The sequence below is a fragment of the Sphingomonas changnyeongensis genome, assembly GCF_009913435.1.
GTDB lineage: Bacteria > Pseudomonadota > Alphaproteobacteria > Sphingomonadales > Sphingomonadaceae > Sphingomonas_B > Sphingomonas_B changnyeongensis.
The window spans coordinates 1,011,554-1,030,455 of sequence record NZ_CP047895.1; the positions used below are offsets into that span (position 1 = coordinate 1,011,554).

General features: G+C 69.5%; 16 protein-coding genes and 1 pseudogene. 4 read left to right on the forward strand and 13 right to left on the reverse strand.

Going from position 1 to position 18,902, the window contains the following annotated elements; translation table 11 throughout:
• The first annotated feature begins 37 nt into the window (after positions 1–37).
• Positions 38–4,306: a DNA-directed RNA polymerase subunit beta' gene (gene rpoC / locus GVO57_RS05125; protein WP_160592258.1), complete on the forward strand. Its 4,269-nt coding sequence runs from the start codon at positions 38–40 to the stop codon at positions 4,304–4,306.
• Positions 4,307–4,427: 121 nt separating this feature from the next.
• On the opposite strand, the gene GVO57_RS05130 is transcribed toward rpoC, so the two are convergent.
• On the reverse strand, positions 4,428–4,727 hold the full coding sequence (locus GVO57_RS05130; protein ID WP_160592259.1) for a hypothetical protein: 300 nt from the start codon (positions 4,725–4,727) through the stop codon (positions 4,428–4,430).
• Positions 4,728–4,952: 225 nt separating this feature from the next.
• Here GVO57_RS05130 and GVO57_RS05135 point away from each other — a divergent pair, with 225 nt between their 5' ends.
• Positions 4,953–5,513, forward strand: a complete 561-nt coding sequence (locus tag GVO57_RS05135; protein WP_160592260.1) for a response regulator transcription factor — start codon at positions 4,953–4,955, stop codon at positions 5,511–5,513.
• On the opposite strand, the gene GVO57_RS05140 is transcribed toward GVO57_RS05135, so the two are convergent.
• From GVO57_RS05140 to argH, 5 genes are read right to left on the reverse strand one after another with little or no spacing between them, the layout of a single operon-like run.
• On the reverse strand, positions 5,488–6,444 hold the full coding sequence (locus GVO57_RS05140) for a zinc transporter ZntB (protein WP_160592261.1): 957 nt from the start codon (positions 6,442–6,444) through the stop codon (positions 5,488–5,490). The genes GVO57_RS05135 and GVO57_RS05140 overlap by 26 nt on opposite strands.
• Positions 6,441–7,244, reverse strand: a complete 804-nt coding sequence (locus tag GVO57_RS05145; RefSeq protein ID WP_160592262.1) for a precorrin-2 dehydrogenase/sirohydrochlorin ferrochelatase family protein — start codon at positions 7,242–7,244, stop codon at positions 6,441–6,443. Before GVO57_RS05145 ends, GVO57_RS05140 begins: the two co-directional genes overlap by 4 nt.
• Positions 7,244–8,509, reverse strand: coding sequence for a diaminopimelate decarboxylase (gene lysA / locus GVO57_RS05150; RefSeq protein WP_160592263.1), 1,266 nt, complete (start codon positions 8,507–8,509; stop codon positions 7,244–7,246). The genes GVO57_RS05145 and lysA overlap by 1 nt, the downstream gene beginning before the upstream one ends.
• Complete coding sequence (locus GVO57_RS05155; RefSeq protein WP_160592264.1) at positions 8,509–8,748, reverse strand: hypothetical protein; 240 nt, start codon at positions 8,746–8,748, stop codon at positions 8,509–8,511. The genes lysA and GVO57_RS05155 overlap by 1 nt, the downstream gene beginning before the upstream one ends.
• Positions 8,745–10,175, reverse strand: a complete 1,431-nt coding sequence (argH, locus tag GVO57_RS05160; protein WP_160593835.1) for an argininosuccinate lyase — start codon at positions 10,173–10,175, stop codon at positions 8,745–8,747. The genes GVO57_RS05155 and argH overlap by 4 nt, the downstream gene beginning before the upstream one ends.
• Positions 10,176–10,323: 148 nt before the next feature.
• On the opposite strand from argH, the gene GVO57_RS05165 reads away from it, so the two are divergent.
• Positions 10,324–10,836, forward strand: a complete 513-nt coding sequence (locus GVO57_RS05165; RefSeq protein ID WP_233281480.1) for a TlpA family protein disulfide reductase — start codon at positions 10,324–10,326, stop codon at positions 10,834–10,836.
• Positions 10,837–11,030: 194 nt separating this feature from the next.
• Here GVO57_RS05165 and dapD read toward each other — a convergent pair whose 3' ends face one another.
• Together dapD and GVO57_RS05175 are read right to left on the reverse strand one after the other, a co-directional pair.
• Complete coding sequence (gene dapD, locus GVO57_RS05170; protein WP_160592266.1) at positions 11,031–11,870, reverse strand: 2,3,4,5-tetrahydropyridine-2,6-dicarboxylate N-succinyltransferase; 840 nt, start codon at positions 11,868–11,870, stop codon at positions 11,031–11,033.
• Entirely contained in the window at positions 11,867–12,538 is a 672-nt protein-coding gene (locus GVO57_RS05175; protein ID WP_160592267.1) for a pyrimidine 5'-nucleotidase, read from the reverse strand. The genes dapD and GVO57_RS05175 overlap by 4 nt, the downstream gene beginning before the upstream one ends.
• 145 nt (positions 12,539–12,683) lie before the next feature.
• Here GVO57_RS05175 and GVO57_RS05180 point away from each other — a divergent pair, with 145 nt between their 5' ends.
• A complete protein-coding gene (locus GVO57_RS05180; RefSeq protein WP_160592268.1) occupies positions 12,684–14,972 on the forward strand; it encodes a S8 family peptidase in 2,289 nt (762 codons plus the stop codon).
• Positions 14,973–15,020: 48 nt separating this feature from the next.
• Here the strand turns inward: GVO57_RS05180 and GVO57_RS05185 are convergent, their stop codons facing one another.
• From GVO57_RS05185 to sufC, 5 genes and pseudogenes are all read right to left on the reverse strand, one after another.
• Complete coding sequence (locus GVO57_RS05185) at positions 15,021–15,374, reverse strand: HesB/IscA family protein (RefSeq protein ID WP_160592269.1); 354 nt, start codon at positions 15,372–15,374, stop codon at positions 15,021–15,023.
• On the reverse strand, positions 15,374–15,862 hold the full coding sequence (locus GVO57_RS05190; RefSeq protein WP_160592270.1) for an SUF system Fe-S cluster assembly protein: 489 nt from the start codon (positions 15,860–15,862) through the stop codon (positions 15,374–15,376). Before GVO57_RS05190 ends, GVO57_RS05185 begins: the two co-directional genes overlap by 1 nt.
• Positions 15,859–17,045, reverse strand: a pseudogene (locus tag GVO57_RS05195) (aminotransferase class V-fold PLP-dependent enzyme). Before GVO57_RS05195 ends, GVO57_RS05190 begins: the two are co-directional and overlap by 4 nt.
• A gap of 40 nt (positions 17,046–17,085) precedes the next feature.
• Positions 17,086–18,162 carry a SufB/SufD family protein gene (locus GVO57_RS05200; protein WP_160592271.1) on the reverse strand — a complete coding sequence of 359 codons (1,077 nt, stop codon included), beginning with the start codon at positions 18,160–18,162 and terminating at the stop codon, positions 17,086–17,088.
• Complete coding sequence (sufC, locus tag GVO57_RS05205) at positions 18,159–18,902, reverse strand: Fe-S cluster assembly ATPase SufC (RefSeq protein ID WP_160592272.1); 744 nt, start codon at positions 18,900–18,902, stop codon at positions 18,159–18,161. The genes GVO57_RS05200 and sufC overlap by 4 nt, the downstream gene beginning before the upstream one ends.

The window sequence follows — 18,902 nt, forward strand, 5'->3', positions numbered from 1 at the left end:
CCCTGCCGCTTCGCCGGCAGGGGGACCGGAGCAAAAAATGAACGAGATGACTGCTTTCGCCAATCCGCTGACCAAGCCGGAGACGTTCGACCAGATCCAGATCGGCATCGCCTCGCCCGAGCGCATCCGCAGCTGGTCGTTCGGCGAGATCAAGAAGCCCGAGACGATCAACTACCGGACGTTCAAGCCCGAACGCGACGGCCTGTTCTGCGCCCGCATCTTTGGTCCGATCAAGGACTATGAGTGCCTGTGCGGCAAGTACAAGCGCATGAAGTACAAGGGCATCGTCTGCGAAAAGTGCGGCGTGGAAGTGACCGTGTCCAAGGTCCGCCGCGAGCGCATGGGCCATATCGAACTGGCCGCGCCCGTTGCCCATATCTGGTTCCTGAAGTCGCTGCCGAGCCGCATCGGCCTGCTGCTCGACATGCAGCTGAAGCAGCTGGAGCGCATCCTCTATTTCGAAGCCTATGTGGTGATCGAGCCGGGCCTGACCCCGCTTGAACGCTATCAGCTGCTGACCGAGGACGAGCTGCTGTCCGCGCAGGACGAATATGGCGAGGATGCCTTCTCCGCCGGCATCGGCGCGGAAGCGGTCCGCATCATGCTCGAAAGCCTCGACCTCGAGGGCGAGCGCGAGCAGCTGCTGAAGGAACTGGCCGAGACCAAGTCCGAGCTGAAGCCCAAGAAGATCATCAAGCGGCTGAAGGTCGTCGAGAGCTTCATCGAATCCGGCAACCGGCCGGAATGGATGATCCTGAACGTCGTGCCGGTCATTCCGCCCGAACTGCGCCCGCTGGTGCCGCTCGACGGCGGCCGGTTCGCGACGTCGGACCTCAATGACCTGTATCGCCGCGTCATCAACCGCAACAACCGTCTGAAGCGGCTGATGGAGCTGCGCGCGCCCGACATCATCGTGCGCAACGAAAAGCGCATGCTGCAGGAAGCGGTCGACGCGCTGTTCGACAATGGCCGCCGCGGCCGCACCATCACCGGCGCGAACAAGCGCCCCCTGAAGTCGCTCAGCGACATGCTGAAGGGCAAGCAGGGCCGCTTCCGCCAGAACCTGCTCGGCAAGCGCGTCGACTATTCGGGCCGCTCGGTCATCGTGACCGGTCCGGAACTCAAGCTGCACCAGTGCGGCCTGCCGAAGAAGATGGCGCTCGAGCTGTTCAAGCCGTTCATCTATGCCCGTCTCGACGCCAAGGGTCTGTCGATGACCCTCAAACAGGCCAAGAAGTGGGTCGAGAAGGAACGCAAGGAAGTCTGGGACATCCTGGACGAGGTGATCCGCGAACATCCGGTGCTGCTCAACCGCGCGCCGACGCTCCACCGTCTGGGCATCCAGGCGTTCGAGCCGGTGCTGATCGAGGGCAAGGCGATCCAGCTTCACCCGCTCGTCTGCTCGGCGTTCAACGCCGACTTTGACGGCGACCAGATGGCGGTGCACGTGCCGCTGAGCCTCGAGGCGCAGCTGGAAGCGCGCGTCCTGATGATGTCGACCAACAACATCCTGTCGCCCGCCAACGGCAAGCCGATCATCGTGCCGTCGCAGGACATGGTGCTGGGGCTCTATTATCTGTCGATGGAGCGCGAGGGCGAGCCGGGCGAAGGCATGCTGATGTCCGGCATGGCCGAAGTGCATCAGGCGCTCGATGCCGGTGCGGTGACGCTGCACACCAAGATCATCAGCCGCGTGCCGCAGACCGACGAGCAGGGCAACAGCTACATGAAGCGCGTCGAGACGACGCCGGGCCGCATGCTGCTCGGCGAGACGCTGCCCAAGAGCCACAAGGTCCCGTTCGAAACGGTCAACCGCCTGCTGACCAAGAAGGAGATCGGCGACGTCATCGACATCGTCTATCGCCATACCGGCCAGAAGGAGACGGTGCTGTTCGCCGATGCGATCATGGCGCTCGGCTTCCGCCACGCGTTCAAGGCCGGCATCTCGTTCGGCAAGGACGACATGATCATCCCCGCCGCCAAGGAGCAGCTGGTCGAGGAGACCCGCGCGCTGGTGAAGGATTATGAGCAGCAATATCAGGACGGCCTGATCACCCAGCAGGAAAAGTACAACAAGGTGATCGACGCCTGGTCGCGCTGCGGCGATCAGGTCGCCAACGCGATGATGGACGAGATCAAGGCGACGCCGAAGCAGGCCGATGGCCGGCTGGCGCCGATCAACTCGATCTACATGATGGCCCATTCGGGCGCCCGCGGTTCGCAGGCGCAGATGAAGCAGCTGGCCGGCATGCGCGGCCTGATGGCCAAGCCGTCGGGCGAGATCATCGAAACGCCGATCATCTCGAACTTCAAGGAAGGCCTGACCGTCCTTGAATATTTCAACTCGACCCATGGCGCCCGCAAGGGTCTGGCCGACACCGCGCTCAAGACCGCGAACTCGGGTTACCTGACCCGCCGTCTGGTCGATGTCAGCCAGGATTGCGTCGTCATCGAAGAGGATTGCGGCACCGAGCGCGCACTCGAGATGAAGGCGATCATCCAGGGCGGCGCGACCATCGCCTCGCTCGGCGAGCGTGTTCTGGGCCGCACCACGGCCGAGGACATCGTCGATCCCAAGACCGGCGACGTGATCGTGGAATCGGGCGTGCTGCTCGACGAACCGATGGTCGCGCGGATCGAAGAGATCGGCATCCAGTCGGTCCGCATCCGTTCGCCGCTGATCTGCGAATCCAAGCAGGGCGTGTGCGCCAAATGCTATGGCCGCGATCTGGCGCGCGGCACGCCGGTCAATATCGGCGAGGCGGTCGGCGTCATCGCCGCCCAGTCGATCGGCGAGCCGGGCACGCAGCTGACCATGCGCACCTTCCACATCGGCGGCGCGGCGCAGCTCAACGAGCAGTCGAACCTCGATGCGGTGAGCGACGGCCGGCTCGAATATCGCGACCTGCCGACGATCGTCGACAGCCGCGGCCGCACGATCGCGCTCGCCCGCAACGGCGAAATCGCGATCATCGATGCCGATGGCCGCGAGCGCGCCGTGCACCGCATCCCTTATGGTGCCAATCTGATCGCCAAGGACGGCCAGGAGCTGAAGAAGGGCGAGCGGATCGCGGAATGGGATCCCTTCACCATGCCGGTCATCACCGAAAAGGCCGGGATCGTGAAGTTCCAGGACCTGATCGACGGCAAGACGCTGACTGAACAGGCCGACGAAGCGACCGGGATCACCCAGCGCGTCGTCACCGAAAACCGGGGCGCGTCCAAGTCGAAGGAGGATCTGCGTCCGCGCATGACCCTGCTCGACGAAAGCTCGGGCGAGGCGGCACGCTATATGCTGTCGCCGGGCGCGATGCTGTCGGTCGATGACGGCCAGACCGTGCAGGCCGGCGACGTGCTCGCCCGCGTGTCGCGCGAAGCCGCCAAGACCCGCGACATCACCGGGGGTCTGCCGCGCGTCGCCGAGCTGTTCGAAGCGCGCAAGCCCAAGGAAAATGCGATCATCGCCAAGGTCTCGGGCCGTGTCGTGTTCGGCAAGGACTATAAGGCCAAGCGCAAGATCGGCATCCAGCCGGATGATGGCGGCGAGGTCGTCGAATATCTGGTGCCGAAGTCGAAGGTGATCGACGTCCAGGAAGGCGATTACGTCAAGCGCGGCGACAATCTGATCGCCGGTTCGCCCGACCCGCACGATATTCTGGAAGTGCTGGGCATCGAGCCGCTGGCGGAATATCTCGTCTCGGAAATCCAGGAAGTCTACCGACTTCAGGGCGTGAAGATCAACGACAAGCACATCGAGACGATCGTCCGTCAGATGCTGCAGAAGGTCGAGATCACCGAGGCGGGCGACACCACGCTGCTGCCGGGCGAGCAGGTCGACCGCGAGGAAATGGACGAGATCAACGCCAAGCTCCTCCCGGGCCAGCGCCCGGCCGAAGGCAAGCCGGTGCTGCTCGGCATCACCAAGGCCTCGCTCCAGACCCGCAGCTTCATCTCGGCCGCGTCGTTCCAGGAAACGACCCGGGTGCTGACTGAGGCGGCGGTGCAGGGCAAGACCGACACGCTGATCGGCTTGAAGGAGAATGTGATCGTCGGCCGGCTGATCCCGGCGGGCACGGGGGCGGGCATGAACCGCCTGCGGGTCGCCGCCTCCAGCCGCGACGCCGCGCTCCGCGCCGCGCAGCGCAACTGGCAGGCCGCTCTGGTCGCGCCGCACAATGCGGCCGAAGAGCATGCGGCCGAGCTCAATCGTCCGGTCCAGGACGATAATGGCGATGACCCGCTCGGCGAAGTCGTGGTGTCGGGTGACGGCAGCGACGAAGCCGCTGGCGATTATCTGAACGATTGACGTGCCGGGGCGCGCAGCGCGCGCCCCCGACCGCCCTGATCGACACGAACGGCCGTCCCCTTGGCAAAGGGGGCGGCCGTTTCGCGTCCGAGATGGGGCTGGACCGATCAGCCCTGAAGCGTCAGGCGAGCAGGCTCATCAGGGCAGCGCCGGCCGGCACGGCGATGCCGAGGCCGAGTAGCAGGTCGAAGGCGCGGGCCGGACGCACGCGCCGGCTGCGCGTCACCGTCATCAGGTCGAGCGTGGCCAGGGCCAGGATCGCCGTGCCGCCCGCACAGCTCAGGCCAAGGGCGGCGACGAACGGCCAGTAGAGCGGCCCCTGGATCAGCGCATAGGCGGGCCAGAGAATGAGCGCCGCCACCGCGCCGATGCCGGCGGCAAGCGTTGCATGGCGCATCGGGCGGGAAGCGGAAGAGGCCATGGCCCGTCCTTGCGGGCGGCGGCACGGCGGCGCAAGCCCCCCCTCAGAGCGTTTTCAGGCGGGGCGAACTCACCCGGCGGCTCGGGAAACGCGGTCAAACACAAAGCTGGAGCGGTCGATCCGATGCAATCAGATCGACCGCCGCTCTGGACGGCCTCACGCACGGCACCGCCCGGACCGGCTGGTTTCCCGATCCTTAACCATCCCGCGCTAAGCCATGCGGCGATGGATCTCTTCAGCCCCGAAGCGGCGGTCGACCGCATTGCGCCCGATACGGCCAGCCTGCTGGTCGTCGATGACAGCCGCACCGCATTGCAGGTGATGGGCAAGCGGCTGACGCGCATGGGCTACCGCGTGTCGCTGAGCGAGACCGGGCTGGAGGCGCTCGACCTGATGCAGGCGCGGCGGTTCGATCTGGTGTTGCTCGACATGGGGCTGCCCGGCCTGTCGGGCCTTGCCACGCTGCGCGAGATCCGCGCCGGATCGGCGACGGCATCGACGCCGGTGATGCTGATGACCGGCCGCAGCGACAATGGTGCCGCGCTCGACGCTGTCGAGGCCGGGGCCGATGACTGGATCGTCAAGCCGTTCGCGTTCGAGGTGCTGGGCGCGCGCATCGCGCGGACGCTTGAGCGCGCGCGGACGATCGAGGCGCTGCGCCGCGCCAATGAGGCGCTCGACGCCCGCATCGTGCAGCGCGCGATCGAGCTGGGCGAGGTGCGGGCCGAGCTTGCCGCGGCGCGGGCCGAGCTGCTGCGGCTCAGCGCAACCAGCGCGAGCGCATGAACCAGGCAAAGGTGCCCGCCGCCAGCGCGGCGCACACGCCGACCACGCCCCAGAACGCCCAGGGTTCGCGGGCATAGGGAATCCCCTCGACATTCATGCCGAGCAGGCCGGTCAGGAAGGTCAGCGGCAGGAAAATCAGCGCGACGATCGAGATCCACAGCGAGCGCGTGTCGAGCAGCTCTGCCCTGAGGTCGGTGATCTGTTCGGAGGTCAGCGCCGCGCGCTCGCGGATGCTTTCCAGCTCCTCGGTCATGCGCGCGAACCGGTCCGCCGATTCGCGCAGGTGCAGCCGGTCGTCATTTTCCAGCCAGGCGCAGTCGAGCGCCGCCAGCCGTTCGAGCGCCTGGCGCTGCGGCGCGACGAAGCGGCGATATTCGATCGCCTCCGCGCGGACGCGGGCGATGTCGCGGCGCAGCGCAAAGGCCCGCCGGGCATCGAGCATCAGCTCGCAATCGTCGAGCATGTCGCCCAGCGCCGCGACGCGGGGATCGAGATCGTCGGTGATCGCATCGGCGAGCATCGCGACGAAATCGCCGGGATCGCGCACCCGGCCGGCAAGCATCGCCGCGCGCATCCGGTCCAGCCCGTCAATGTCATAGCGCGCGACCGACACGATCCGGCCGCGCTGCGTCCACACGCGGATCGACACCAGCGCGTCGGCATCGGTCGCCCGGTCGGGTGCGCGGGCGCGCAGGTTGATCAGCGCGCCGTCGCCAATGCCGTCGCAGCGCGGGCGCGTTTCGACCGCGGTCAGCGCACCGACGACCAGATCGGGCAGGCCGAGCCGCTCGCCGAGCAGCGCGCGCGTCTCCTCGGATATGCCGTGCAGGTGCAGCCAGCCCAGCACCGCGCCGTCCAGCCGGTCGATCGCCGCCTCGAGCGGCAGTTCGACGCCGCCCTGCGCGCCCGCGATGATCGCAAAAGAACTCATCCCCGCATCTCCAGGTCGAGCGACAGGCCAGGCCCCGGATCGGCGGGGGCTGCGGAACAGGCGATGCGTGCAGCATCGGCGCGGGCGCGGTCGAGAATGGCGGCCGGCACGTCGGGGCGGTGATAGACGCGGTCGGCCCCGCCCAGCAGCCGCGCGGTGCCGAGCGTCAGCGCATCGGGATCGGGCGAGGCGATCAGGATGCGCACCAGCCGGTCGGCGGACATGGCGGTGGAGGCGGTGGCGTCCGCCGCCAGCCAGCGCTCCACCGCCGCCGCGCCGTCAGTGCCGCCGCCGCCGAACGGGTCGAGCGGCCCGCCGGGGCCAAGCGCGGCATCGATCGCGCGCCGCCGCGTCGCACCGTCGGGCCAGCGCGCGCGCATCGCCGCCCGTGCCGCGCCCAGCGCCGTGGCCAGCGCCCCCAGCCGCGCGGGCAGCAGCGTCTCCAGCCGCTGGCGCAGCGCCTTGGCCAGCCCGGCCGATGCCCCGCCGGTGCCGATGCCGATCAGCACCGGATCGCGGTCGACGATCGCGGGCAAAGTGAAATCGCACAGCGGCAGCCGGTCGACCGCGTTGACGATCATCCCGCGCGCCTTCAGCCGGGCGACCGCCGCCTCGGCGTCATCGTCATCGGCCAGCGCCACGATCGCCAGCCGGGCCTCCGCTGCCCGCCGGTCGTCCTCCGCGACCACGACCGCCCCGGCGCGTTCGAGCAGGCGGCGCTTGGCCGCCGCCATCTCGTCATCGCCGACAAGCACCACCGGCCGGTCCGTGAGGCGCATCAGGACCGGCAGGCTGTGCATCAGACCCGGTCCAGCCAGTCGGGCACGCGCTCGGCATGCATGATCGTCTCGGCCGAAATCCGGTCGGCGACCACGGCATAGCGGTCGCCGTCCACCATCACCTCGGGCACCAGCGGCCGGCTGTTATAGGTGGACGCCATTGTCGCGCCATAAGCGCCCGCCGTGCGGAAGATCGCCAGATCGCCCGACACCACCCGGTCGATCTCGCGCGCCATCGCAAAGGTGTCGCCGCTTTCGCACACCGGCCCGGCGATGTTGGCGATCATCCTGTCACCCGCCGGGCGCACCGCCTCGAAATGATGATAGGCGTCGTAAAGGGCCGGGCGCGCGAGGTCGTTCATCGCCGCATCGACGATGATATAGGGGTGGACGACCCCCGGCTTCACCCAGATCACCCGCGTCAGCAGGATACCGGCATTGCCGGCGATCACCCGCCCCGGCTCGAACATCAGCTCGACATCCCAGCCGGCGGTCACGCGCGCGGTCATCTCGCCCAGCGCGTCGGGCGTCGGGTAGACGGCCCCCGGCTGATAGGGGACGCCCAGCCCGCCGCCCAGATCGATGCGGTCGATCACATGGCCGGCGGCGCGCAGTTCAGCGACCAGCGCGCCGATCCGGCGATAGGCGGCCTCCAGCGGCTCCAGGCTTTGCAGCTGGCTGCCGATATGGATGGCGACGCCGCGCAGCCTCAGCCCCGGCCGGCCCGCCAGCCGCGCAAAGATCGCCGCCGCCTGATCGACGGGCACGCCGAATTTGTTTTCCTTGCGCCCGGTCGAGATCTTGGCGTGGGTGCCGGCATCGACATCGGGGTTGACGCGCAGCACCGCCGATGCGGTCAGCCCGCGCGCGGCGGCGAGCGCGGCGAGCACCTCGCCCTCCTCTTCCAGTTCGATGTTGAACTGGCCGATGCCCGCTTCCAGCCCCTTGGTCAGCTCCGCCGGGGTCTTGCCGACGCCTGAAAACACGATGCCCGATGCGGGCATGCCGGCGGCGAGCGCCCGGGCCATTTCCCCGCCCGACACCACGTCCGCGCCATAGCCTTCATTGGCCATCACGCGAAGCACCGCCAGATTGGGATTGGCCTTGATCGCATAGGCCAGATGCACGCGCCCGGCGCGCTCCATGCCGGCGCGGAACGCCCGGGCATGGCGCTCGAACGTCGCGCGCGAATAGACATAGACGGGGGTGCCGACCTCGGCCGCGATCCGCGACAGGGGCACGTCTTCGGCGTAGAGTTCGCCGTTTCTCAGCTGAAAATGGTCCATCAGTTCGGCGGCAGGTCAAAGCGGTCGTCGCGGCGGTCCTCGGACCGGCGCAGCAGTTCGTCGCTGCGCTGGGGCCGGGCCTGCGGACCGGGGGTCATCAGTTCGGTCGGGGTCGGCTGGCGCGCCTCGCCCGGGGCGGGTGCCGGCAGGCTCTGGCCCGGCGGCGGCTGCAGCTCGCTCTTGCCGCCGCATGCAGCGAGCAGCAGCAGCGCGGCGATGCCGCTTCCTCTCAGATTCATGCCTCTGTCTCCGCTGCGCCCGGCGCGGCACTGACCGCAGCCGGCATGTCATCCTCGTCCATGCCGATCAGCGTCCGCGCCTCGGCGATGCGGGCGCGCACCTGCGCCGGGGCGGTGCCGCCATGGCTGGTGCGCGACGCGACCGAGGCGTCGACGCTCAGCACATCATAGACGCGGGCATCGATCCGCGCATCAATGCCCTGCAGCTCCTGAAGGCTGAGCGCGGCGAGCGGCCGTCCCGCCGCCTCGGCCAGCCTGACCGCCTGGCCGGTGATGTGATGCGCCTCGCGGAACGGCACCCCCGCCTCGCGCACCAGCCAGTCGGCCAGATCGGTCGCGGTCGCAAAGCCGCTTTCGGCCAGCGCGCGCATCCGGTCGGTGCGGAAGGTCAGGCTGTCGACCATGCCGGTCATCGCCGCGATCGACAGGGTCAGCAGCTCATGCGCCTCGAACACCGGCGGCTTGTCGTCCTGCATGTCCTTTGAATAAGCGAGCGGCAGGCCCTTCATCGTCACCATGAGCGCGGTCATGCAGCCCATGATCCGCCCGGCATGGCCGCGCACCAGCTCGGCGGCGTCGGGATTGCGTTTCTGCGGCATGATCGATGATCCGGTCGACCAGGCATCGGCCAGCTGGACAAAGCCGAAGGGCTGGCTTGCCCACAGGATCACCTCTTCGGCCAGCCGCGACAGATGCAGCGAACAGGCAGTGGCGGCGAACAGATATTCGAGCGCGAAATCGCGGTCGGACACCGAATCAAGGCTGTTGTCGGTCGGCCGGTCGAACCCCAGTTCCTCGGCCACGCCGTGGCGGTCGATCGGAAAGCCGGTGCCGGCCAGCGCGGCGGAGCCGAGCGGGCATTCGTTCAGCCGCGCCCGCGCATCCTCCAGCCGGCCGCGATCGCGGTGGATCATCTCGAAATAGGCCATCAGATGATGGCCAAGCGTGACCGGCTGGGCGGACTGGAGATGGGTGAAGCCCGGCATCACCGCATCGGCATTTTCCTCGGCGCGGCGCACCAGCGCGCGCTGCAGGCCGGCAAGTGCCGCATCGGCCTCGTCGATCGCATCGCGCACCCACAGGCGGAAATCGGTCGCCACCTGATCGTTGCGCGAGCGTGCGGTGTGCAGCCGCCCGGCCGCCGGACCGATCAGCTCGGCCAGCCGCGCCTCGACATGCATGTGAATGTCCTCGAGCGCCGGATCCTCGGGCACGCCGCCGGCGGCATATTCGGCCTCGATCCGGTCAAGCCCGGCCTCGATCGCGGCGACATCGGCGGCATCGACGATCCCCTGCCGGCCGAGCATCGCGACATGGGCGCGGCTGCCGGCAATGTCCTGCCGCCACATTCGCTTGTCGAAGCCGATCGAGGCATTTATCTCGCGCATCACTGCCGCGGGCCCTTCGGCGAAGCGCCCGCCCCACATGCTGTTGGAGCTTCCCGTGCGGCCGTTCATCACGCCTCTCCTGCCAATCGTCCCGCCTGCTGCTGTCCGGCCTGCCACTGCGCTGCTGCTGGCCGGCCTTGCCCTGCTGGGCGGCTGCGATAGGCAAAGCGATCCCGCGCCGCAAGCGATGGCGAACAGCACCGCGCCTGCATCAGCCGCGCCCGCAGCCCCGGCCGGGGGCGAGGGCGGCGAGACGGCAGGCACGCTCGACATTGCAAAGCGCGGCCAGCCGGCCCCCGACAAGGGCTTTACCGATCCCGCCGGCCGGCCGGTCACGCTGGCGGCGTTTCGCGGCACGCCGGTGCTCGTCAACCTGTGGGCGACATGGTGCGGCCCGTGCGTCAAGGAAATGCCGACGCTCGAAGCGCTTGCCGCGCGCACCGGCGACCGGCTGAAGGTGCTGACCGTCAGCCAGGACCGGGACGGGATCGACATCGCCCCGACCTTCGCCAAGGGCGGTTTCACCCGGCTGCAGCCCTATCGCGATACCCAGCAGGAACTGGGCTTTGCGATCGGCAGCGGCATGCTGCCGACGACGGTGCTCTATGATGCCGAGGGCAAGGAAGTGTGGCGCGTGACCGGCGGCATGGACTGGAACGGCCCGCGCGCGAACACGCTGCTCGCTGAATATCTGGGCTGAGGTGGTCGGGTGTCGTTAGCTGGGAAGAACGGCACCGGAAGTTTGTTGATTGGGAAGAACGGCACCGGGTGTCGTTAGCTGGGAAGAACGGCACCGGCCCGCTCCCCCACCCGGCCTCCCATAGCGTAACCTGCCGTTGGGAGGCCGGGTGGGGGAGCGGGCCGGTGCCGCCCCCGCGCCGCGAGGCGCGCAACTCAGTCGCGCAGCAGCTCGTTGATGCCCGTCTTGGCGCGGGTCTGGGCGTCGACCCGCTTCACGATCACCGCGCAGTAGAGATTGGGGCCGGGCGTGCCGTCGGGCAGCGGGCGGCCGGGCAGCGTGCCGGGGACGACGACCGCATAGGGCGGCACCCGGCCGATGAACACCTCGCCGGTCGCGCGGTCGACGATCTTGGTCGATGCGCCCAGATACACGCCCATCGACAGCACCGCGCCCTCGCCGACGATCACGCCTTCGGCCACCTCGGCGCGTGCGCCGATGAACGCGCCGTCCTCGATGATCACCGGCCCGGCCTGCAGCGGCTCCAGCACGCCGCCAATGCCCGCCCCGCCCGACAGATGGACGTTGCGGCCGATCTGAGCGCACGAGCCGACGGTCGCCCAGGTATCGACCATCGTGCCTTCGCCGACATGGGCGCCGATGTTGACGAAGCTCGGCATCAGCACCGCGCCGCGGCCGATGAACGCGCCCCGGCGCACGATGCTGCCCGGCACCGCGCGGAAGCCGGCGGCGCGGAACTGCGCCTCGTCCCAGCCGGCGAATTTGGACGGCACCTTGTCCCACCAGTTTGCGCCGCCGGGGCCGCCGGCGATCGCCGCCATGTCATTGAGGCGGAACGACAGCAGCACCGCCTTTTTCAGCCACTGATTGACCCGCCAGCCGCCCTGGCCGTCAGGCTCGGCGACGCGCGCCGTGCCGGCATCGAGTGCGGCAAGCGCCGCGTCCACCGCGTCGCGCACCGCGCCGCCGGTCTCGGCCGAAATCGTGTCGCGCGCATCCCATGCGGCATCGATGATCTGCATCGGATCGGTCATGTCCTGTCCCCCAAAATCTCGTGAAGCCATTCGCCCAGATCGGCGATTTCGAAATCGATATAGGCCCGGTCATCGGCCTCGCGGCCCTGTTCGGAGCCGTTATTGACCCACACCGTCGTCATGCCGATCGCCTTGGCGGGCCTGAGGTTGCGGGCCATGTCCTCGACGAACAGGCTTTCGTGCGGATCGATGCCGAACGCCGCGCACATGCTCTGATAGGCGCCGGGCCTGGGCTTGGGTTCATAGGCGCAGGCATGGATATCGTGGATCGCCTCGAACGCATCGGTCAGCCCCAGCCGGGCGAGCACGCGCCGCGCATAGGGGGCATCGCCATTGGTGAAGATCAGCTTGCGCCCCGGCAGCCGCGCGACCGCATCGACCAGCCGGCGATCCTCGGCCAGCACATCCATCTCGATGTCGTGGACATAATCGAGAAAATGGTGCGGATCGACGCCATGCTCGGCCATCAGCCCCGACAGGGTCGTGCCATGATCGTGGAAATAATCCTTTTGCAGCCTGAGCGCCGCGTCGCGGTCCAGCCCCAGCAGATCCTGGATGAACCGCGTCATCTTGGCATCAATCAGCCCGAACAGGTCGATCGAGGCCGGGTAGAGCGTGTTGTCGAGATCGAAGATCCAGTTGCGGACATGGGACAGGCGGGTGATCATGGCGGGGCCCGCTCTAGCTGCGCCCGGCGCGGGCGGCAATCGGCGCGCGCGGGCTGTGCGGTGGTCGCGGGGCTGCCGGGTGCAGGGCATTAAACGAACGGCAAGGGCTGTCGCCTATGCCGGGGGCCGACCTGGCGGGGGCAGCATGGCACGAAACGGATCGGGACGCGGGTTTCTGGGCGGCGTGTGCGCGCTGGCGCTGTCGGCCTGTGGCGGCGGGGGCGGCGGGGGCGGCGTGCAGTCGACGCCCGCACCGGCTGTGCCGCCGCCGGTCGCCTCGCCATCGCCCACGCCGCCGCCGCCCAGCTTCGACACGGCCGAATATCAGCGCTCGACCGGCCTTGCGCTCGCCAATGCGCTGCCCGCCTATCAGGCCGGGGGCAGCGGGGCGGGGGTGACGGTCGCGGTGATCGACAGCGGCGTCGCCGCCGGCAATGCCGAGTTTGCCGGCCGCCTGTCGCCGGCATCGACCGATGTCGTCGGCACGCGCGGCATCGGCGATGAAAGCGGCCATGGCACGGCGGTGTCGAGCGTGCTGCTCGGCGCGCGCAACGATATCGGCACCCATGGCGTCGCCTTTGGCGCGACATTGCTTGCGCTGCGCACCGACAGCGTCGGCAGCTGCACCGGCGCGCAGGGCGAATGTTCGCACAATGACAATGCCATTGCCCGCGCGCTCGACATCGCCGTGCAGCAGGGCGCGCGCGTCGCCAACCTGTCGCTGGGCGGCGATGCGCCCAACACCGCGCTGCGCATCGCCATGCAGCGCGCGACGGCGGCGGGGATGGTGCTCGTCATCTCCGCCGGCAATGACGGCGCGGCCCAGCCCGATCCGTTCGCGGCGGTGGCGACCGACGGCGTCGTCGCGCGCAACCAGATCATCATCGCCGGGGCCTATGATGCGGGCCGCGTGATCGCCGAGTTCAGCAACCGCGCGGGCGCGGCCTCGGCCTTCTATCTGACCGCGCTCGGCACCCGGGTGCGCGCGATCGACGAAACCGGCACCAGCTTCCTGTATTCGGGCACATCCTTTTCCGCGCCGCACATCGCCGGCGCGGCGGCCCTGCTCGCCCAGGCCTTTCCCAACCTGACCGGCGCGCAGATCGTGCAGATCCTGCTCGACAGCGCCGACGATCTGGGCACGGCGGGAACCGATGCGATCTATGGGCGGGGCGGGCTCAATATCGGCCGCGCCTTTGCCCCGCGCGGCGGCGCGTCGCTCGCCGGCACCGGGTTCAGCCTGACCGGCCAGGCGGTGTCGGCGACGCTGTCGCCGGCCATGGGCGATGCCGTGCAGCGCGGCCTGGGCGCGGTGATGCTCGACGGCTTTGGCCGCGCTTATGATGTCGATCTCGGCGCTGGCATCGGCGTTACCGCGCCGAGTGCCATGCTCGGCCCGATCCTCAACCAGCCGGTGCGCGGGGCCGGGCTGGCGCATGGCGGGGCGGTGTTCGGCCTGTCGCTCGCCGCTGGCCGCGCGGTGCCGGGGGATGGTGATCCGGCCGCCTATCCGGGGGTCAGGCCCGATGCGGGCTTTGCCCGGCCGCTTGCCGGGTTCGTCGCCGGGCAGATCGGCGCGCGTACCGCGCTGGCCGCGGGCTTCGGTCAGGGCGGCGCGGCGCTGGCCGCGCGTCTGGACGGGCGCGCGGAACCGGGATTGCTCGTCGCGCGCGCGCCCGCCGACGCGCTCGGTTTCGACCGGCGGATCGCGAGCGCTGCCGGGGTCAGCCACCGGCTCGGCGCACTGGGGCTCAGCCTGATCGCCGAACAGGGCGATGCGCTGCGCGCCCTGCCCGGCGATCCGCGCCGTCCGCTCGACCGGGCGGGCTATGCGCTGGTCGGGCTGGGCGCGGCGCGGTCGCTGGGTGCGGTCGCGCTCGACGCGCGGCTGAGCGTGATGCGCGAGGCCGGAAGCGTGCTCGGCGGCCGGTTCGGCGCGGCCTTTGGCGGCGGCGGCGCGCGGACCCTGTTCAGCGATCTGGGTGCGCGTTGGGCACCGGCACCGGGCTGGTCGCTGGGGGCGGCGGCGCGGATCGGCTGGACGCGGATGGACGGCGGCGGCCTGGTGGCCGAGGGCGCGTCGTTCGGCAGCACCGCCTTTGCCGTGGATCTGGCCGGCACCGGCGTGTTCGCGCCCGGCGACCGGCTGGCGCTTCGGGTCGCGCAGCCGCTGCGCGTCGGGCTGGCGGGGGCGGGCGGCATCGCGGTGCGGCTGCCGACCGGCTATGACTATGCCGATGGCAGCACCCGGTTCGACTGGCGGCGGCTCAATCTCAACCCCGAAGGGCGCGAGATCGCGGTCGAGGCCGGCTATTCCGGGCGGGCGATGGGCGGCGCGTTCGGGGCCAACCTGTTCTGGCGGCGCGACCCCGGCCATTTCGCCGCTCTGGGCGATGATGTCGGCCTTGTCATGCGGTGGCAGACGGGGTTCTGAGCGGGGGAGCGGGCCGGTGCTGCCTGTGCACCGGCGGGCGCGCAGACCTTAAACGGTAAAGCTCTCGCCGCAGCCGCAGCTGCCCTTGGCATTGGGGTTGGCGAACACGAAGCCGGCGGTGAAATCGTCCTCGCGCCAGTCCATCGTCGATCCGACAAGATAGAGGATCGAGCCGCCATCGACGAACAATGTGCCGCCAAGCGTGTCGATGCGCTCGTCGAACGGCTTGGCCTCACTCACATAATCGACCGAATAGGCCAGGCCCGAACAGCCGCGCCGGGGTGTCGACAGCTTGACGCCGATCGTGCCTTCGGGTGCGCGCGCCATCAGGTCGGCGATCCGCTGTTCAGCCGACGGCGTCAGGATCAGGGCGGCGGGCCGGGCGCGGGTGGTGGTCGCCATCACAGCATCCCCAGTTCAAGCTTGGCTTCGTCCGACATCTGCGCCGGGTTCCATGGCGGATCCCAGACCAGATTGACCTCGACATCGCCGACGCCCGGCACCGCGCCGACGCGCAGCTCGACCTCGCCGGGCATGGTTTCGGCAACCGGGCAGTGCGGCGTCGTCAGCGTCATGGTGACGACCGTGTGGCCGCCATCGCTCACCTCGACGCCGTAGATCAGCCCCAGATCATAGATGTTGACCGGGATTTCGGGGTCGTAAATCTCCTTGAGCGCGGCGATCACCGCGTCATAGATCTCGCCGCCCGGCGCGCCTGCGGGCACCGTTGCCGGCTTTTCGGCCAGAAACCCGTCCAGATAGTCGCGGCGGCGCGGTTCGGCGGTGCCGGTCTCGGCCCCGGCCGTCACCTGCGCGTCCTCCACCCGTGCGCGGGGCGGCGGCGGCACCGAATCGACATGTTCAACGGCAATGCGGCTCTGCTCGTTCATCCGAAAATCCTTGTCACCCGCCTCAGCCCGGCCAGCAGCGCGTCGACATCGGCCGGTTCGTTATAGATGCCGAAACTGGCCCGCGCGGTCGCGGGCACGCCCAGCACGTCCATCAGCGGCTGGGCGCAATGATGCCCGGCCCGGATCGCCACCCCGCCTTCATCCAGGATGGTGCCGATATCGTGCGGATGCACCCCCGCCATCGTGAAGCTGACGATGCCGGCGGCATCGTCCGGCCCGAACAGCGTCAGGCCGGGGATTTCGGCCATGCCCGCCCGTGCCTGCGCGACCAGTGCCGCTTCATGGGCGTGGATGCGGTCCAGTCCGATCGCCTCGACATAGGCGACCGCCGCGTCGAGCGCGACCACGCCTTCGATATGCGGGGTGCCGGCCTCGAACCGCGCCGGGGCCGGGGCAAAGGTCGTGCCGGCAAAGCTCACCCGGTCAATCATCGCGCCGCCGCCCTGCCAGGGGGCATCGCCGCCAGAATCTCGCCGCGCGCCCACAGCACGCCAATGCCGGTCGGGCCGTAAAGCTTGTGGCCCGACAGCACATAGAAATCGCAGTCGAGCGCCGCCATGTCGAGTGCAAGGCGCGGTGCCGCCTGGCAGCCGTCGAGCAGCAGCTTTGCCCCGACCCGGTGGGCAAGTGCTGCGGCGCGGCGCGCGTCGAGCACGCTGCCGAGCACGTTCGAGACATGCGCGAACGCGACCAGCCGGTGCCGTTCGGTCAGCATCGCCTCGGCAGCGTCCAGGTCGATCCGGCCATCGGCGGTCAGCGGGCAGACATCGATGGCGATGCCGGTTTCCTGCTGGATCAGCTGCCACGGCACGATGTTCGAATGATGTTCGAGCGCCGACAGCAGGATGCGGTCGCCGGGCTTCAGCGTGGCGCGGCCCCAGCTCTGGGCGATCAGGTTGATCCCCTCGGTCGCGCCGCGGGTGAACACGATCTCGTCAGCCGTCGCGCCGATGAAGCGGGCGACGGTGGCGCGCGCCGCCTCGAACGCCAGCGTCATGTCGGCCGAGCGGCGATAGACGCCGCGGTGCACGGTCGCATAATCGCGCGCATAGACGCGGGCGACGGCATCGATCACCGCCTGCGGCTTCTGCGCCGTGGCGGCGGTGTCGAGATAGGACCAGCCGGCGGGCAGGGCCGGGAAATCGGCGCGATACCCGCTGATCGCCGCAGGGTTGGGGCGGGGGCGGCGTGCAGCACGGCGCTCATCCCCGCGCGCCCAGCCAGTGCGCGGCGTCGGCGAGCAGCGCTGCACGCACCGCCTCGTCCGCGACCGGTTCCAGCGCATCGGCCACGAAGGCGCGCGTCAGGATCGCCCGCGCCTCGACCGGCGGCAGGCCCCGGCTCGCCAGATAGAAAAGCGCCTGCCGGTCCAGCTCGCCCACCGTCGCGCCATGCGCGCATTTGACGTCGTCGGCGAAGATTTCCAGCTCGGGCTTCAGGTTGATCGTCGCGGTGCGGCGCAGCAACAGCCCGCGCAGCGACTGTTCGCCATCGGTCTGCTGGGCGTGGCGCGCGACCTCGACCCGCGCCGCCAGGCTTGCGGTTGCCTGATCATCGGCCACGGCGCGCCACAGCTGCCGGCTCGTGCCGCCGGGGGCTGCATGGCGCACGACGACCGCCGCCTCATGGCGCTGGCTGTCACGGGCGAGCAGCGCGCCGCCCATCTCCGCCGACCCGCCTTCGCCGGCGATCACCAGCCGCGCATCGCTGCGGCTGCCCGCGCCGCCCAGCGCCAGCACCGTCGTCGCCAGCCGGGCGTCGGCACCGATCTCGGCCTCGTCGCGCAGCGACTGGAAGCCGCTGTCCTGCGCCAGCCGCACCACCCGGTCGAGCTTCGCGCCCGCCGCAAGGGTGATCGCGGTCAGCCGGTTGGCCCAGCCATCGCCGATAAACGTCTCGACGATCATCGCCTGCGCCGCTTCGCCCAGCGTGATGCGGCCGGGCAGGTGATTGGCCCCGCCGGTCGACACATGGACGATCTCGACCGCCGCGCCCGTGCTGCCCGCCGGCAGATCAAGCTGCCAGCCCTGGCCGGTCGCCAGCCGCCCGAGCGCATGATCGGTCACGGGATCGAGCGGCCCGAGCGCGACCGGTCCGGGCGTGCTGAGCGCGGCGTCGATCCGGCCGTTGACGAACACCAGCCGCGCGCCGGTGCCGAGGATGAAGGGCGGCAGCGCCGGGCGCTCCGCCGCCGGGCTGGCCTCGGCAAGCGCGGGCAGCGCCTTCAGATCGGCCCAGCGCCACGCCTCGTCACGGGGAGAGGGAAGGGCCAGGCTCACGCCGCCAGCGCTCCATAGCCTTCGCGCTCCAGCTCGAGCGCGAGGTCCGGCCCGCCCGAGCGGACGATGCGCCCGCCGGCCAGCACATGGACGAAATCGGGCCGCACATAATCAAGCAGCCGCTGATAATGGGTGATCAGCAGCACCGCCTTGTCGGGCGTGCGCATGATGCGGTTGATGCCTTCGCCGACCGCCTTCAGCGCATCGATGTCGAGGCCGGAATCGGTCTCGTCGAGGATGGCGAGCCTCGGGCCGAGAATGCCCATCTGCACCATTTCGTTGCGCTTCTTCTCGCCGCCCGAAAAGCCGACATTCACCGGCCGCTTGAGCATCTCCATGTCGAGGCCGAGCGCATCGGCCTGGGCGCGGGCGAGGCGCAGGAAATCGCCCGCCGACAGCTCCTCTTCCCCGCGCGCGCGGCGCTGGGCGTTGAGGGCGGTGCGCAGGAACTGGACGTTCGACACGCCGGGGATCTCGACCGGATACTGAAAGCCGAGGAACAGCCCGGCGGCGGCGCGCTCGTGCGGTTCCAGCGCGAGCAAATCCTGCCCGTCGAACGTCACCGAACCGTCGGTCACCTCGTAACCGGGCCGCCCGCCCAGCACATAGGAGAGCGTCGATTTGCCGGCCCCGTTCGGTCCCATGATCGCATGCACTTCGCCCGCGCCGATCGAAAGGGTCAGGCCCTTCAGGATCGGCTTGTCGTCGACGGTGGCGTGGAGGTTGGTGATGTTCAGCAA

Excerpts from the sequence above, each read along its gene's own strand:
- rpoC (WP_160592258.1), top strand. The coding sequence starts at position 38 with ATGAACGAGATGACTGCTTTCGCCAATCCGCTGACCAAGCCGGAGACG.
- GVO57_RS05130 (WP_160592259.1), bottom strand. The coding sequence starts at position 4,727 with ATGGCCTCTTCCGCTTCCCGCCCGATGCGCCATGCAACGCTTGCCGCC.
- GVO57_RS05135 (WP_160592260.1), top strand. The coding sequence starts at position 4,953 with ATGGATCTCTTCAGCCCCGAAGCGGCGGTCGACCGCATTGCGCCCGAT.
- GVO57_RS05140 (WP_160592261.1), bottom strand. The coding sequence starts at position 6,444 with ATGAGTTCTTTTGCGATCATCGCGGGCGCGCAGGGCGGCGTCGAACTG.
- GVO57_RS05145 (WP_160592262.1), bottom strand. The coding sequence starts at position 7,244 with ATGCACAGCCTGCCGGTCCTGATGCGCCTCACGGACCGGCCGGTGGTG.
- lysA (WP_160592263.1), bottom strand. The coding sequence starts at position 8,509 with ATGGACCATTTTCAGCTGAGAAACGGCGAACTCTACGCCGAAGACGTG.
- GVO57_RS05155 (WP_160592264.1), bottom strand. The coding sequence starts at position 8,748 with ATGAATCTGAGAGGAAGCGGCATCGCCGCGCTGCTGCTGCTCGCTGCA.
- argH (WP_160593835.1), bottom strand. The coding sequence starts at position 10,175 with ATGTGGGGCGGGCGCTTCGCCGAAGGGCCCGCGGCAGTGATGCGCGAG.
- GVO57_RS05165 (WP_233281480.1), top strand. The coding sequence starts at position 10,324 with ATGGCGAACAGCACCGCGCCTGCATCAGCCGCGCCCGCAGCCCCGGCC.
- dapD (WP_160592266.1), bottom strand. The coding sequence starts at position 11,870 with ATGACCGATCCGATGCAGATCATCGATGCCGCATGGGATGCGCGCGAC.
- GVO57_RS05175 (WP_160592267.1), bottom strand. The coding sequence starts at position 12,538 with ATGATCACCCGCCTGTCCCATGTCCGCAACTGGATCTTCGATCTCGAC.
- GVO57_RS05180 (WP_160592268.1), top strand. The coding sequence starts at position 12,684 with ATGGCACGAAACGGATCGGGACGCGGGTTTCTGGGCGGCGTGTGCGCG.
- GVO57_RS05185 (WP_160592269.1), bottom strand. The coding sequence starts at position 15,374 with ATGGCGACCACCACCCGCGCCCGGCCCGCCGCCCTGATCCTGACGCCG.
- GVO57_RS05190 (WP_160592270.1), bottom strand. The coding sequence starts at position 15,862 with ATGAACGAGCAGAGCCGCATTGCCGTTGAACATGTCGATTCGGTGCCG.